Consider the following 15,603-nt stretch of genomic DNA (forward strand, 5'->3'; position numbering starts at 1 on the left):
TAAACCTTAAATCGTAGTGGCGTGGCAAGCCTAAAGTTGTGCATTAGATTTATTTATTTGGAAGGCGCTAAAGCGCAACTACAAACATTTTTTATTGCAACATTTTAGCCTAGACAAGCTACTACTTAATATTTTTTATAAATGGTCTCTTAAGGTAAACCCTTTCTAATAACGTGATTTTGAATCCACTTAATTACCAATCAGTTCCTCGAAAGCTCATCTCTGTTTTGTCTGGCGATAAAACCTCTCCTCCCCACACCCGAGGAAAACACTATGTTCGTTGGCTACGCTTTTGTTTGGTTGTTTGCTTAAGCTTTCTACTATTAGCTGGCTGTAGCGTGAATCCTACTGTGGGAAAAACTCTACGGGTTGCTAATGAACCAGCATTTCCACCTTTTGAGTTTTTGGGAACTGGTGGTAAATCTCAAGGTTTTTCCCTTGATTTGATGAATGCGATCGCGGCAGCAGCTAACTTTAAAGTAGATTTTCTCAGTGTGCCTTTTGATGGCATGATCCCTGCCTTGCAAGCCAAAACGATAGATGCAGCGATTAGCTCGATTACGATTACCGAGGAGAGAGCAAAAACTGTTTCTTTTTCCCGCCCTTATTTTAAATCAGGGTTGGCGATCGCAATTCGCACCGAGAACCAAGATATTACTAACTTTGATAGTCTTAAAAATAAAAAAATTGCCGTGCAAATTGGCACAACTGGAGCAAAGAAAGCTCAGGATATTCCTGGGGCAAAAATCCGCAGTTTTGATTCTGCACCTTTAGCTTTACAAGAATTAGCTAATAGAAATGTGGATGCAGTAATTAACGATGCCCCAGTTACTATATACGCGATTAATACAGGTAATCTCAAGGGGCTAAAAGTAGTAGAGCAATTGCTGACAGAGGAGTATTACGGCATTGCTACACCGAAAAACTCAGCTAATTTAGCACTAATCAACGATGGTCTTGATAAAATCCTGAAAAATGGCACTTATGCCCAAATTTACCGCAAATGGTTTAAAGCCGACCCTCCAGCCTTACCAGCAAAGTCACCCTTTGAAAACCAAACTGGCGGCGCAACTAGCATATTTAGCCCATTTGGTGTAATTTGGCGGTCTTTTCCCACGCTCTTACAAGGTGCATTGGTAACATTGCAACTAACAGTACTTTCTGTAGTTCTGGGTTTAGTTGGCGGTTCCTTAATTGGTATTATTCGCCTTTCTCGGATTGCATCTGTGCGTTGGCTAGCCAGGGCCTATGTGGATTTCTTCCGAGGCACACCTTTACTGGTGCAAATTTTTATGATTTACTTTGGCTTACCTGCGATCGCGCAAGAGTTGGGTTTTACTTTTTCCTTCGATCGCCTAATTGCTGGAGTAGTTGCTTTAAGTTTGAATAGCGCCGCCTACATTGCCGAAATCGTCCGTGCGGGAATCCAATCAATTGAACCAGGACAAGCAGAAGCATCACAGTCCCTCGGATTGAGCACTGTACAAACCATGCGCTATATAATTTTTCCCCAAGCTTTCCGGCGCATGATTCCACCTTTGGGCAATGAATTTATCAGTTTGCTGAAAGATACAAGTTTAGTTGCAGTAATTGGGTTTGAAGAATTATTCCGCAAAGGACAATTGATTGTTGCTGATAACTATCGTGCTTTTGAAATTTACGCGGCTGTAGCTGTGGTTTACTTATGCTTAACGCTGCTTTCTTCCCAAGCATTTAGTCGCTTAGAAGCTTGGATGAATCCTGTTAAGCGTTCTTAATACTTACAGTAAATCATTCACAGTAAATTGCGATCGCTCTTGTGACTGGCGATGTTTGAATTATAGAAGCGATCGCAGATTTCAATCACACCGTCTTTGTAGTAGCTGCTTTAGATTCTGCGGTTGATTTTAACCGCGTGATGGTGGCTTTACGAACGCGATCGCTCTTGCGTACCGCGGCCCGTCGTAGACATCGCCTAAAAAGAATTGCCGATATGTTTAAAGAATTCTAGAAACCGGTTGCTTAAATTGCGGGCTTCACTGATGATCAACAGCGACAGATTAGTTGCTACCACGAAGTCAGCAGTTGCGATCGCTCTTTGGCTCCACAGGAAAAGCGATCGTCGTTTTCATTGGCTAGTCTGATTGTTGCCTTCACTGCAATACTTGCCTTCTAGCAAACCAATGAAATAATAAAGCTGTTCCCAATCCCCAAGCACCATTGACTAATAAAGCTGTAATCATCGCTGGTAGTTTCCAACCTCCAGCAATGGGCAGACCTTTCAATGGTGCAACAATAAACCAGGCAATTAATGTCGGTGCAACTGCACCAAATATCAGCGCTGCTAACCAATAATTTTTGTTTACTTGCCAGCGGACTGTAATCGCTGCCCAAACTAAACCCCAAATTCCTCCCCAGAAAGCGCTTGAGAGAAATTGCGGTATACCAAAGGGCTGTGTGGGTGTAGTTTGATAGGCTGGACGCTGGGCAAAGTTAATAGCGTGTAATAGTGCGAGTAAACCTTGGTGAAATACCAGCACTGCCAGAAATCCAGCAACAAAAGCGAGGATAAATCGATATACTTTTGCTTTTTGAGTCATTAATATAGCTTGCTTCCTTAGAACAATTTGTGATAACTTCCTGTTTAAATAAAATACGGTAATTCAATCAACTTAGCGTATTGTATTTTATAACTCAATCTCCAAACCCATACTGGATAATGAGTACTGGGTGCTGAGAAGGTAAAGAAACACCAGAAGAAAATAATCGCGATCGCCTACTACCAGAGATAATTACTACTCTTTCCCAAGAATCTTTAAAGAATCAATAGTCAATAGTCATTTGTCATTAGTTATTGATCCTTGTCCCCTTCCTTTCTCCCCACACTCCCTATCCTCCCCACACTCCCTTGTCTCCTTCCCCAATCCCCAATTATTCAGGTCTTCTCAATTATGAGTAAACCCTAGCCTCCCTTAAAAAAGGCAGGGCTGTTTCATTTTTTAGAAGACTTCGACATTCGATTTTTCGCTCGTCCACGTCGCAATATGAAAAATAAGCTGATGCGTCTTCATTACAAGCTTTTGTCTCGTAAACGCTCCATTATTGAGACTATTAACGACCAACTCAAAAACATTTCTCAGATTGAACACTCAAGGGCACCGAAGCAGAGTTAATTTTTGTGCTAACGTTCTATGCGGATTAATCGCTTATTGTCATCAACCTAAGAAACCTAGCATTCAACTGGAGTGGCTTTTACCTTTATATCTTTAACCCGAACTCAGGTTCCATAATTAAAATTAGGGAGTCAGTCGCGTAGGCACTTTACCTTCAGCCACCTGTCGCCGCAGCACATAGCGCCGATGAACTTTGTTTCCAAATTGTTGGGGTGGTGCTATGCGTATTACTTCAAAACCCAGCTTCTGCCAAAAAGTGAATCCTGGCTGATTTTCTTCCAGAACAGCCAAAAATACAAATTGCGCTTTCTGTTGTGCCACCCAAGTTTCATAAGCTTGATAAAATTGAGAACCTAATCCTTTACCTCGGTGTTCTGGAGCTAACATCATTAACCCTATCCACCAACTTTTCTCATCAGGATAATGCCGAATGGTTTCGAGCATTCCTATAAGAGTATCATCTGGAGCAAGCAAACCAAATATAAATTTATCTTGTATAGTTTTACCTTCAGGTAAAGCTAAAAATTCATCAACAGCAGCAGAGGATGGAGGCAGATATCCATCTGTCATAATAGCGTAGTCACTACATTGCTCGAAAAGATACTGAAGAATTTTTTCATCACTTGGGTCTAGTTTTTTTGCTATATAGGCAGCACTTTGTAGTACAAATCTGATTGAATTATCCATGTTAATACTTGATTAACTTTATTGCTTTTTCCAGACATTGCTTACCACTGTTTTGACATTCAGGAATTAAGATATCAGGTTGAACTCCCCTACCCTCAATTACATTCCCTTTAGGAGAAAACGTTTGCGAAATAGGCGCAAGTAGAATATAACCCTGCCATCTCAACTTAAAAACGCCTCCCCCTAATACTGAACCACTGGTGCGAACGCCCAATACTTTAGCGGCTCCATGCTCTTGAGAGGCTGCGGCAAAAACTTCACAAGCAGAGCCACATTGCTCATCGACCAAAACAAAATGAGGTCTAAAATCTTTTTTAGCCTCCAAACGTGTTCGATATTCAATGTAGTTTTTTTCATTTGTTAGCTTAATTTCTGCAAGAGCTACATTTTTCAGAGAGTCATCAAAATATCCCCGAAAGATGTATGGCTGCTTTAAAGTAATACCATGTCGGGTTCTTTCTGTTGAAATTACTTTGTCAGATCCAATAATGTTTTCAATTAGATAACTAATGCTAGACTGGACACCGCCCCCATTTCCACGTAGGTCTATCAGAAGCGCTTGAGTGTGAGAAACTTGATCTAAAGCTTGCTTGACAGCCACCAGGGTAATTTGAGGAACCACAAAGCTTCTAACTCGAAGAACACCAACTTTCCCTATGATTTGCGTTGAAACTGTAGAATTAGTTTTGTCTGTAGAGACAGAAGGTTGACTAAACAAGCGAAACAACTGTTCGCCCTCTACAGGATCAAAAACTCTCACATGAGATATTGATAGCTTTTCGAGTTGATTATTAATTAGATGTGTTAACTCTAACCTTGACCAATTTGGTTTTCCTTCGACTGTAGCTACTAAAGTCTTGAAATTCTGCTGTCTAAGTTCTTTCTTAAAACTAGGGTTAAAAATATTGTTCTCAAGTGTCTGAGAAACGTTATTGACAAACAGTTTGGCTTCTTGTGAAGAGATAGTATCTGTACTTTTTAATTTTGACGAAGTAAACCAATCTAATGAAATTTCTTCGTTACCCCTGTAAGAAGTTGAAAGTTGCGATGCGGATGGAGATGTTGAGGGGGATGAGGATACAGATTTATTGGTAGTACAACCCAGAATATGGAGCAATAGTGCTGTTATTATGGGCAGGCTAATTGTTTTTGCGCGCCTTGAGTGCATACGCGGTCTATCTCAATTTCTAGCTAATTATACTTAAAAGTGCCATAGTCTAGCTTGGCACTCAATGGCACACAGACGAATGACGCGCTCGTTTAGTAACTTGTTGTGGCAAGCTAGTGAATTAGAGCATTGATCCTGAAACCAGCAGATGTCCCTCCTTAAGATTGATTGCCATTCTATTAAGAGTCTAATAACCGCATTACCCGGTTAGTGGTTAGACTCAAACTGGATGGAAGTAAAAGGCAGCGCCAAGTACAGCATAGGTTGCTAGCAGCAGCATCCCCTCTAACCAGTTGGAGCGACCATCCAAACTAATGAGGTTGGCAATAACCACAGCAATGATGACTGCAACGACCTCAAACAAGTTAAAGTTTAAGTCCATTGGTTGTCCAATCACCAGCCCAACTAGCACAAGCAGCGGCGCAACCAACAACGCAACTAGTAAACTCGACCCCATTGCTACAGACACTGACAAATCCATGTTGTTCTTAATCGCTACTCGGACAGCAGTTACATATTCGGCTGCGCCGCCAACAAGTGGTAACAAAATTACTCCGGTAAATAGAGGTGTCAATCCTAGCCCTTTTGTTGCTTGTTCAACTGCACCAACAAAAATTTCGGACACAAAGGCTATACCAATCGTTGCCACAAGCAAAATACCAACCCAAAGGCTCAAGTTTGGCTTTGAATGTTGTTCTTGTTCTATGGCTTGTTCCTGAACAACTTTACCTTCTAATTCTGCAACCCCAACATCGTAGAGGTAGCTGTGAGTCTTCAAAGAAAACAACAGCGTAAAACCATAAACTACAATTAAAACGACTGCTACAAAAATCGACAGATTGGTAATAGCACTTTGCTCAACGACATTAGATGTAGTGATTACCATCGCAGGCAGGACAATTGCAGTTACTGCCAGTGTCATTGTAGAACTATTTACTCGCGCAGCCATTGGCTGAAAAGTCTGCTCCTTGTAACGTAAGCCTCCCAACAGCATAGATAGCCCCATTACCAGCAGTAGATTGCTGATAATCGTCCCAGTAATGCTGGCTTTTACAATGTCTACCAAGCCTTCTTTGAGAGCTACTAAACCAATGATTAACTCAGTCGCATTACCAAAGACTGCATTTAACAAACCTCCTATAGAAGGTCCTAAAACTACAGCAATCTCTTCTGTCGCCCTACTGAGCCAAACTGCTAAGGGAATGATTGCTAGCGCTGAAAGTCCAAACACTATTAATGCATCCCAGCCTAACTTTTCTGCCACAATGGCGATCGGAACAAAAACTAATAAACCTATTGAAATTAAGTTTTTAGTTTGTAGTTTTTTAAATAAGTTTGACATCAGTATATAACTCTAATAATGATTATTTGGCACAAACTATCGCTGAATTAATTGAAAAAACAGCATCATAAAAGCTATTTTTTTGTCTGTAACAATTACTAAAAAACTCACCAGAATAAAAATCTCCTTTTCCAAAAGTATTTTATATGCAGCGTCAAACCTAGCTAACTGGCTGAAGATGGATGAGGTTGCGTTAAAAGCCTCTAGTGCATTGTCAGAGGCTTTTGTTTTGTAGGATAGTTTGAGGTGACTCACTCACCCCAAGGCGAGGAAATAGGCGTTGTTGAAAGCACCTTGCTTGCTGTTAACCTCAAAGCTGTTTTGCCGCAACTAGGACATTGTATTTCCAGAAACGCTGGGGTTGCTGACTCCACCTCACTCAATAGACCTTGTTTACAATGCCAACATTCAAAAATTATGCGGCTAACTGGTTTGTTACAGTCGAGTATCTTAATATGTTGACAACTAGTAGCCTCGGTATCTAGTTTCTTGGGTTTGTACGGTTTCTTAATTTGTTTTGATTCCATTGTTTTACTTGTCTCCATCAACATCGGCGGGGCTGGGGCGTTCAATCACGACATCATTGAGACACATACAGTCTTCATCTAAGTGGGTAAATCTGGCTCAAAAACAACTACTTTGTTTAAAAGCATAGCAGGGCAGAGCGAATCGCGGATCTTCATGCACGTCTGCGATACTTATAATATTGCCCCATTGATATTGATAATTTCAATAATCTCTCTCACAGCAGGTGCCTTATCTCTAATCAACAAGCCACTACTTAGGCAGGATTCATCATCGGAACGCGATGTATTACGGGGTCACTAATATACTACATAGCAGGAGCAGTATTTGATGACTAATATTGCAAAAAAGAAGTTCAGCAAACAGTTAATTAGCTGGTTGCTCGAAGAAGATCACAAACCAAAGGAAGGCCCTTACCACAAGGCAGAACCGCACCGTAAGCATCCTTGGTGGCAGGTTATGTGTTTGACTGGTGTAGACTATTTCTCAACACTTGGCTACCAACCTGGAATTGCAGCACTAGCAGCAGGCGCTCTTTCGCCTCTGGCTACCTTGGTTCTGGTTGTGCTGACATTGTTTGGAGCATTGCCAATTTATCGGCGTGTGGCTGGAAAAAGTCCTCATGGCGAAGGGTCGATAGCAATGCTGGAAAATTTGCTTCCCTGGTGGCAAGGCAAGCTATTTGTACTTTGCCTACTCGGTTTTGTGGCAACAGACTTTATCATCACTATTACCCTCTCAGCTGCCGATGCCACTGCCCACATCATCGAAAATCCGCTGATACCAAGTATGCTCCACCATCAACAGATTGCGATTACGCTAGTACTGGTGGCATTGCTTGGTGCAGTTTTCCTTAGAGGTTTCCGAGAAGCGATCGGGATAGCAGTACTGTTAGTTGGAGTTTACCTATTTTTAAACTTTATTGTCATTAGTTTTGGTCTGTTGCAGCTCTTCAACCACCCATCTTTGATTACTGACTGGCAAACTACACTTTTCCAGCAGCATTCTAACCCTTTAAAAATGATCGGCATAGCCTTGTGGGTATTTCCGAAACTGGCACTGGGATTATCGGGTTTTGAAACTGGTGTGACTGTTATGCCTCTGGTACAAGGCAACAACGAAATCTCAGGGCATCCCAAGGGACGTATTCGTAATACGCACAAGCTGCTAACTACTGCTGCTGGGATTATGAGCTTCTTTCTCCTCACCAGCAGCTTAGTAACTACTCTACTGATTCCCGTAGCAGAATTTCAAACCGGAGGCAAAGCCAATGGACGTGCCCTCGCCTATTTAGCACATCAATATCTAGGCGATACCTTTGGGACTATTTACGACCTGAGTACTATCTCGATTTTGTGGTTTGCAGGTGCATCGGCAATGGCCGGGTTGCTGAATATCGTACCCCGCTACTTACCACGTTATGGCATGGCACCAACTTGGACAAGAGCAGCAAGACCCTTGGTGTTAGTGTTTATAACTATTGCTTTTGTTGTCACTATTCTCTTTAAAGCTGATGTGGAAGCTCAAGGCGGAGCTTATGCGACAGGCGTACTTGTGCTGATGACTTCAGCTGCGGTTGCTGTAACTTTATCTGTTCATCGTCAGAGAAGTAAGCGAGGAGAACTTGCCTTTGGCTTAATTACACTGCTGTTTTTATATACCACTATTATCAATATAATTGAGCGACCTGAGGGGATTAGGATTGCAGGATTTTTCATCAGCGCCATCATTCTCACCTCATTGGTTTCCCGAGTATGGCGTTCAACCGAGCTGCGAGTAGAGCGAATTGAATTTGACGAAAAGGCGCGTCAATTCATTACCGAACAAAGTCGGGGTGAGATACGACTTATTGCTAATCGATTAAATGCGGGCGATGTGCAAGAGTATTTTTTAAAGGAAAAAGAGGTGCGTGAGGATAACCATATACCATCCTCCGACCCCATTCTGTTTTTAGAAGTGATGGTAGCGGATGCTTCGGAATTTGCAGATGTGATTACAGTCGAAGGAGTAGAGGTGGGAGATTACCGCATTTTGCGTGCGGAAAGTGCAGCAGTACCTAATGCTATTGCTGCTTTACTTTTGTATATTCGCGACCAAACAGGTAAGATTCCACACGTTTACTTTGGCTGGGTAGAAGGAAACCCCATACAATATTTGCTGCGTTTTATCTTGTTTGGTGAGGGTGATATTCCTGTGGTGACTCGTGAAGTCCTGCGTAAGGCAGAGACAGATCCTGAGCGCCGTCCAGGTATCCATGTTGGGGGTTAGAGGCGCTATTCTTCATTCAAACTCAACTCAATTCTAAATGCAATTTCAAGGCAGTATCAATTGGCGTAGGAACCGCTGCAACGCGCTGCCTCACCAGGTTTCATCTGTCAAACCATCTGCTACTGTTACATCTTAATCGCGAGCAATTTGTAACAGTTGCAACAAGCTAATTTTGTTACGGGCAATCTCATGGAATGCTTTCCTAACTAGATATCGACTTGCAATGTTATTGTATCGGCTGAAAATGCGATGTCTACGACAAGCCCTTCGGGTGACGCTCCTTCTCCCAAGGGGAGAGTCGCTCTAAGCGTTGGCGCAGCCTCTCGTAGAGAAGCTATGCCGAAGGCTTTACGCTGCGCTAACAGCAGTTGCTACCCTTCGGGTTCCGCTTTAGCGGTACAAACCGGGGAACCCGCCCAACGCACTGCTGACGCTCCTACGTCGCTACCGCTGCGCTAACACCGCTCCGCGTCTACGCTTTTTCCCAAACAGATAGCCGCTCCGCAGCTAATATAATTACTTACTACCAATGCGTGTCATTTCAAATAATTGCTGGGCATTCTTGCCTAAAAAAGCATCAAAAAGTAGATGTTTTCCCGGTTCTATTTCTACAGGATAGCGCTGGGCAATTTCATAATAAGCATAACTCCAGGGAATCTGAATTTCTGCACCACTGCGATCGTCTAACACAGTTACCATTTCTGTTACTGCTTGAGTTGCTGTTTGACGCAAACCACAAGCAATATTACCTTCTATCTCAGCTTTCATTGGTACGCCCAGGTTAACTAAACCACGAACTGTAGCATCAATGTCTGGGTATTTTATAGTGTTTTGGCGGTTGATATAGCCTGTAAAGTGGTTAACAGCATAACCATGGAGCAATACCCAAGCACCATACTGAGTTACCTGATTAACTTCTTCCACCACAGAACGTTGGGGAGGTTGCCAAGGACGGGTGAAGATTTTTTGGAGTTGTTGGGCAATGCTTTCTACGTTGCCATGTTCTATTAGGAAATCAGTTACAGGAGAGATAAGTTTGTATTGAAGTGAAGATACTGTTTTATGGATGAGTTGGGCAATTCTTGCAGGTAATTCATCGACGATTAACTCGCTGATAAACAGCTTGGGCAAGTCTAATTCTACTTGCTGGGGGTGACTATAATGACGGGCATATAAATGAGTTTCGGGAAAAATATATTCCCCAGCTGCGACGTAACCCAAGGCTGTGGCAAGTTGTTCAAGGTAGTTAATTCCCAAGTTAATCTGACCTTGTGGACTATCTAGCGACAGACGCAAAGACCGCAAGGCAATGTGGTCATTGGCAACAGTTCCACCTGCCGCAGTAATCATTTGCTGGTAGGTACGGGCATGATTTACTCTGGCACTGTATTCTTGCCATAGTAATGAATAGAGATGAAGGGCAATTTCAGGTTTCATAAGTTATTTATTATTAGTTATTTGCCGCTTGGCATTGGTTTGGAGTCTAGCCATATTTATAAGCCATAACCCATCTAATTTATATATTAAATTTCATCAAATTTTATGGAGTGTGGAAACATGCCCGCTTCATAAAACTTTTGTCTAAAAGCAGCTTCTAGTTTATGTGGTTTCATAATTCTGATCTTTAGGAATTCGATTTGCCCACCAAAACCCTGATACGGTGGGCAGTACCCACCTTACTCGGATTGCTATAATTTATAAGTCTGCAATAAGTATTCTCCATTAAAATGGATAAGATGAGTGGCATCTTCAGCAATCCAAACATCTGTTTCCCATGCAATATCAGCCAAATACTCCACCATAGCTTTACGGCTTAGAAAAGCCGTTACCATTACCAGAGGAATTTTTATTTCTGCAAATAGAGATTGAAGCTCTTTTTTTCTTTTAGGGTTAATTGGACCGTGAGAAGTTACCGCTTCAATTAAAACTAACCAGTTATTTTTTAAATAGTGGATAATCACATCAGGCATTTTACCGTGAGAATCAACAGTAACACCTAAATCTTGCAAAGCCAGTTCATTAAAATGTGCAAACTTTTCATCTGTGTCGCCAATATAAATTAGCCTACCCTCTGGCGTAAAACGTTGTGCGAACTCATTAATAATTTTCTCAATTAAAACGTTTTGTCCACCTGGTGAAAAGGTTTTCAATTCTCCTTCAATCACTACAGGGATACGTGATAATTCCCGCTCTTGAGCAGATCGCTGTTTTAAAGTTTCAACCGAAGAAAGGTAAGTACGAATACTTTTTTCCCATTCTGAACTTCCATAAGTCCGTAATAATTACAGCACACTTTCTTCAATCTGATATACAGTTTTCGGACTATTAATCGGACGTTCAGGTGCATCTGGATTTGTAATTATTAAAGCTGCGTCTAAGAATTGATGAACTGTTTGGCGGCGAACAGTTTCCCGAGTATTGGGTTTGTATGATTTGCCATAGTGCTGTGCCATGAATTCCATCATGGGTGTGATTCCCATTAAAGGAGATGCCGCAGCAGACCAAGGATCATTGGGCTTTAAGTCAAGTAGAGCCAGAAGAGTTAAGGCTGAACGCTCATTAAGTTGTGCCCGTGGCAGTCCAAGTTCAACTAATATTTGCAGTGCTTCATCAATGCGGGCTTTAATTATTAAAGGGTTGTTGTCAAACTGATTTGTCATCCTGAGTAGTTCTTGTACAAGTTGATCAATTTCTTGCTGTGACGGAAAATGTTCCCCAATACTTAGTCCCACATTTATTAACTGCTCTATCGTCGGATATTTTAAATTGCGTAAATCGGTTGCATTAACCTGAGTATGCCCATTAAATAAACGAAAAAATGCGTCTACAAGACTGGAGTTAAGATAAGCAGCAAGACCGCGTGCTAGGGTGATATCGAGTCCCTTTCCATCTTGATGAAAGTAATTTAGGTGATTTTCAAAACCTACCCAATCACAATTAACTCGGTCAGCATCATATACGACTGCAACGACGCGCTTTTTTTCCTCTTTGGAAGAGAATCGTTTAGTCAGAACATAATGTTCGTTCGGTACTAGTAGAGAAATAGTTTCTTCTGCATAAACTAGAGCTTGGTGTTTTTTCGTTACCTTGGGATACTCAACATATCCTGCTGACAAATTCAATGGATAAATCAAAGGAACAGTGCTTTTTTCTGGTATTAAACGCAGATATTCTTTGGCACGGAAATCTACAACACGTCCAGTTGATACGGTTAATCTTAGGTCTTTTAATGTGCAGGTAAAATTCGTCATTTGTTGAATGACCTGCTGACTCAGAGTATCTGGGATAATGTGAATGAATTGTTGCGCGTCGTGGGGATGAACTATCTCTGCATAAGCTAAGGTATTGGTCATCACAAAATCGTCATCAGCACTTGAAGATGTGGTGATGAGTACACGATCAAATTTTTGTTTTTGTTTTACAGCATGAATGATAATTGTTTCTTGCAAAACTTCATCATCGCTAAAAGCTTCCTGTCTGGATTCAAAAAGATGTATTTGGTCTAAAGCCATCATCCCCAAAAACATTCTGCGGAAGTCTTTAAAATATGGGCCATTACAAAAACTACGCGGTGAGATAGCGACAAACTCCCCTCCTGGCTGAAGAAGTTGGGCTGTAGCAGCCATAAAACCTGTGTAGAGATTGCTGGTTTCTAATCCCAAAGAACGTAATAAGCCACGAACTTGAGATTGAGCGTTGATTTTTAAATATGGGGGATTGAGAATAGCGTGTGTAAATCTAGAATTGTCAGGATTATCGAATACACTGGGCTGAAGTAACCTGACAGCATCTTGAATAAAGTCTTGATTCTGGATGTGATAATTCAAGGAAATACCAGCTAGTTGACATTCCCTGGCACATAATTCCAATGTCTGGTGCAAATATTTAATTAGAAAAGGATCAATTTCATAGGCAACAATATCTAAATTAGCTGGGCGTTGTTGCTGATGACAAAGGTTACCCACAAAGGCTGCAATTAATGAGCCAACTCCTGCGCCAGCATCAAGTAAAGATATTTGAGGCAGATTAAGCTTGTTAAACATTCCAGCCATTAATTCCGCTACTGGTGCGGGAGTGAAAAACTGACCCAGTGTTCCCTTGTGTTTTTGCTCCTGTTTTAAGCTGGCGGCAATTCTCAGCAAGTCTACTTCATGGAGCAGGTTTCTGGTAGAGTATTTTACCAAGCTGTTGAATTTCAACGACTTGTGATGATTCTCTGTAAACTCTCTACTGCTTGATGGGAACATTGGGGTTGATTTTTTGGAACAGGAGCGATGCCTTCGGCGGTAAACTACGCTCTTTTAAATCTACGCGATCGCTCTATCCTTTCTACCCCAAAAACAGCTTGTAGGCTGGATTCTTGTTTTCATCCCAATAGCGGTAGCCGAGTGTATCTAAAAATGCTTGCCATTCTTTCATTTCGTGAGGTGGAACCTGGATACCGACGACAATTCGCCCGTAATCTGCCCCGTTGTTGCGATAGTGGAACATACTAATATTCCAGTTGGGACTCATGGAACCGACAAACTTCATTAACGCACCGGGGCGTTCGGGAAACTCAAAGCGGTAGAGTAATTCATTATGCGCCAGGGGAGAATGTCCGCCAACCATGTGGCGCAGATGCAATTTTGTGAGTTCGTCGTCGGTTAAGTCGATGGTTTTGAAGCCGCAGCCTTCAAAGGTTTCCAACATCTTTGTCGCATCGGCGCGGTTTTGAATTTGCACACCGACAAAAATATGTGCTTCTTTTTCATCGGCAATACGGTAGTTAAACTCAGTTAAGTTACGATTGCCAATACATTCACAAAATTTCCGCAGACTTCCCTGTTCTTCGGGAATGGTAACAGCAAAGATGGCTTCGCGGCGTTCGCCAAATTCTGCGCGTTCGGCGACAAAGCGCAGGCGGTCGAAGTTCATGTTAGCACCGCAGGCGACGGCAACTAAGGTTTGTCCCTCGATTTGCTCTCTTTCGGCGTAGGCTTTAGCAGCTGCGATCGCCAATGCTCCAGCTGGTTCTAAAATTGATCGGGTATCTTCAAATACGTCTTTAATTGCGGCGCAAGTATCATCGGTATCTACCAAAATGATTTCATCTACATACTGCTGACATAGGTGAAAGGTTTCCTCTCCGACTTCCCGCACTGCTACGCCATCGGCAAATAACCCTACCTGGGATAAGCGTACTCGATGTCCAGCTTTCAGCGATTGATTCATCGCGTCTGCATCCACTGGTTCTACACCAATAATCTTGATCTCCGGACGCAACCGTTTGACATAAGCTGCAATCCCCGCAATCAATCCCCCACCACCAATGGCGACAAAAATTGCATGGATGGGTTGTTGATATTGCCGTAGAATTTCCATGCCGATGGTTCCCTGTCCGGCAATCACATCGGGGTCATCAAAGGGGTGAATAAACGTGAGTCCCTTTTCTGCCTCCAATTCACGGGCATAGGCATAGGCATCATCGTAGGTATTGCCATGCAACACCACCTGTCCCCCCCGTGCTTTAACTGCATCCACCTTTACCTGGGGTGTGGTTACTGGCATGACAATAATTGCTTGCGTTCCCAACCGACTGGCAGATAGCGCGACCCCTTGGGCATGGTTGCCTGCGGATGCCGCAATTACACCTTGCTTTAATAAATCCGGTGGTAGGTTTACCATCTTGTTATAAGCACCACGCAGCTTGAAGGAAAATACTGACTGCATATCTTCCCGCTTCAGCAATAGCTTATTGTTTAGTCTCTTAGAAAGATTTGGGGCATACTCTAAAGGTGTTTCCTGGGCAACATCATACACGCGGGCGGTCAGAATTTGAACCAGGTAGTCGCAATACATGGGCGTCAAGGGGGTAGCAGATGCCGGATAGATGATAATTTTACGGCACTTGTGTACCCATTACTGCGGATATTATTAGGGTAAGTTGCAGAGAGCGCTGACAATTCGTAATTAATGAGTCTTTGATACTCGACAGCGAGTGTTTGATACTCGTGAATGAGGCTTTTATCCTCGTGAGCGAGTCTTTGATACTCGTCGGCGAGTCTTTAATACTCGTGAGCGAGTCTTTAATACTCGTCGGCGAGTCTTTGATACTCGTGAATGAGGCTTTTATCCTCGTGAGCGAGTCTTTGATACTCGTCGGCGAGTCTTTAATACTCGTGAATGAGGCTTTTATCCTCATGAACGAGTCTTTGATACTCATTAATGAATATCCAATGTTGAATCTGGATACAAATTTGTCATTGCAAGTGAAGCGATCGCAATCATTGTAAATATTTTTGTGCCTGTGTGCGGCTCACGGTGGGAAAATCTTCGAGAAATTCATCAAGGTGATCGCATCTCCCCTAATACGCTTCAGCTAAAATTTATTCGTGCAACTTTAGATCCCCGACTTCTTGAAGGATACAGCTGGCAAATAGGGGGTAATACCCCTCAATATAAGCCCAAACTGAAAATAA

At 42.4% G+C, this 15,603-nt stretch carries 12 protein-coding genes and 1 pseudogene; 5 read left to right on the forward strand and 8 right to left on the reverse strand.

The annotated features are described in order from the left end of the window. The first annotated feature begins 227 nt into the window (after positions 1–227). Positions 228–1,757, forward strand: a complete 1,530-nt coding sequence (locus tag BV372_RS34855; protein WP_086692260.1) for an ABC transporter permease subunit — start codon at positions 228–230, stop codon at positions 1,755–1,757. Positions 1,758–2,132: 375 nt separating this feature from the next. Here the strand turns inward: BV372_RS34855 and BV372_RS34860 are convergent, their stop codons facing one another. Beyond that, positions 2,133–2,579 (reverse strand): hypothetical protein, encoded by a 447-nt coding sequence (locus BV372_RS34860; RefSeq protein WP_086692236.1) that lies wholly within the window; start codon positions 2,577–2,579, stop codon positions 2,133–2,135. A 432-nt stretch (positions 2,580–3,011) separates the two neighbouring features. On the opposite strand from BV372_RS34860, the pseudogene BV372_RS34865 reads away from it, so the two are divergent. Beyond that, positions 3,012–3,249: pseudogene (locus BV372_RS34865) on the forward strand (transposase); the annotation flags it as partial. A gap of 26 nt (positions 3,250–3,275) precedes the next feature. Here BV372_RS34865 and BV372_RS34870 read toward each other — a convergent pair. The 3 genes from BV372_RS34870 to cax all read right to left on the reverse strand — a co-directional run bounded on the left by BV372_RS34870 (position 3,276) and on the right by cax (position 6,349). After that, positions 3,276–3,839, reverse strand: coding sequence for an N-acetyltransferase (locus tag BV372_RS34870; RefSeq protein ID WP_179198336.1), 564 nt, complete (start codon positions 3,837–3,839; stop codon positions 3,276–3,278). A 1-nt stretch (position 3,840) separates the two neighbouring features. After that, positions 3,841–5,007 carry a S41 family peptidase gene (locus BV372_RS34875; RefSeq protein ID WP_086692239.1) on the reverse strand — a complete coding sequence of 389 codons (1,167 nt, stop codon included), beginning with the start codon at positions 5,005–5,007 and terminating at the stop codon, positions 3,841–3,843. Positions 5,008–5,227: 220 nt separating this feature from the next. Beyond that, positions 5,228–6,349, reverse strand: a complete 1,122-nt coding sequence (gene cax, locus BV372_RS34880) for a calcium/proton exchanger (protein ID WP_086692242.1) — start codon at positions 6,347–6,349, stop codon at positions 5,228–5,230. A gap of 855 nt (positions 6,350–7,204) precedes the next feature. On the opposite strand from cax, the gene BV372_RS34895 reads away from it, so the two are divergent. Then, the gene (locus BV372_RS34895) at positions 7,205–9,142 is read left to right on the forward strand and encodes an APC family permease (RefSeq protein ID WP_086692248.1); all 1,938 of its coding nucleotides are present in this window, start codon (positions 7,205–7,207) and stop codon (positions 9,140–9,142) included. Between the two features lie 249 nt (positions 9,143–9,391). Then, on the forward strand, positions 9,392–9,601 hold the full coding sequence (locus BV372_RS35800; protein WP_143845526.1) for a hypothetical protein: 210 nt from the start codon (positions 9,392–9,394) through the stop codon (positions 9,599–9,601). A gap of 57 nt (positions 9,602–9,658) precedes the next feature. On the opposite strand, the gene BV372_RS34900 is transcribed toward BV372_RS35800, so the two are convergent. The 4 genes from BV372_RS34900 to ilvA all read right to left on the reverse strand — a co-directional run bounded on the left by BV372_RS34900 (position 9,659) and on the right by ilvA (position 14,983). After that, positions 9,659–10,579, reverse strand: a complete 921-nt coding sequence (locus BV372_RS34900) for a DUF1338 domain-containing protein (RefSeq protein WP_086692251.1) — start codon at positions 10,577–10,579, stop codon at positions 9,659–9,661. Between the two features lie 251 nt (positions 10,580–10,830). After that, positions 10,831–11,307 carry a BsuBI/PstI family type II restriction endonuclease gene (locus tag BV372_RS38170; RefSeq protein ID WP_256973647.1) on the reverse strand — a complete coding sequence of 159 codons (477 nt, stop codon included), beginning with the start codon at positions 11,305–11,307 and terminating at the stop codon, positions 10,831–10,833. Positions 11,308–11,424: 117 nt separating this feature from the next. Further along, positions 11,425–13,389: an Eco57I restriction-modification methylase domain-containing protein gene (locus BV372_RS34905; protein WP_256973649.1), complete on the reverse strand. Its 1,965-nt coding sequence runs from the start codon at positions 13,387–13,389 to the stop codon at positions 11,425–11,427. An 82-nt stretch (positions 13,390–13,471) separates the two neighbouring features. Beyond that, positions 13,472–14,983, reverse strand: coding sequence for a threonine ammonia-lyase, biosynthetic (ilvA, locus tag BV372_RS34910; RefSeq protein ID WP_086692255.1), 1,512 nt, complete (start codon positions 14,981–14,983; stop codon positions 13,472–13,474). Between the two features lie 152 nt (positions 14,984–15,135). Here ilvA and BV372_RS34915 point away from each other — a divergent pair, with 152 nt between their 5' ends. Beyond that, positions 15,136–15,417, forward strand: coding sequence for a hypothetical protein (locus BV372_RS34915; RefSeq protein WP_256973650.1), 282 nt, complete (start codon positions 15,136–15,138; stop codon positions 15,415–15,417). The last annotated feature ends 186 nt before the right edge of the window (positions 15,418–15,603 follow it).

The sequence above is a fragment of the Nostoc sp. T09 genome (assembly GCF_002154695.1).
Taxonomy (GTDB): domain Bacteria; phylum Cyanobacteriota; class Cyanobacteriia; order Cyanobacteriales; family Nostocaceae; genus Aulosira.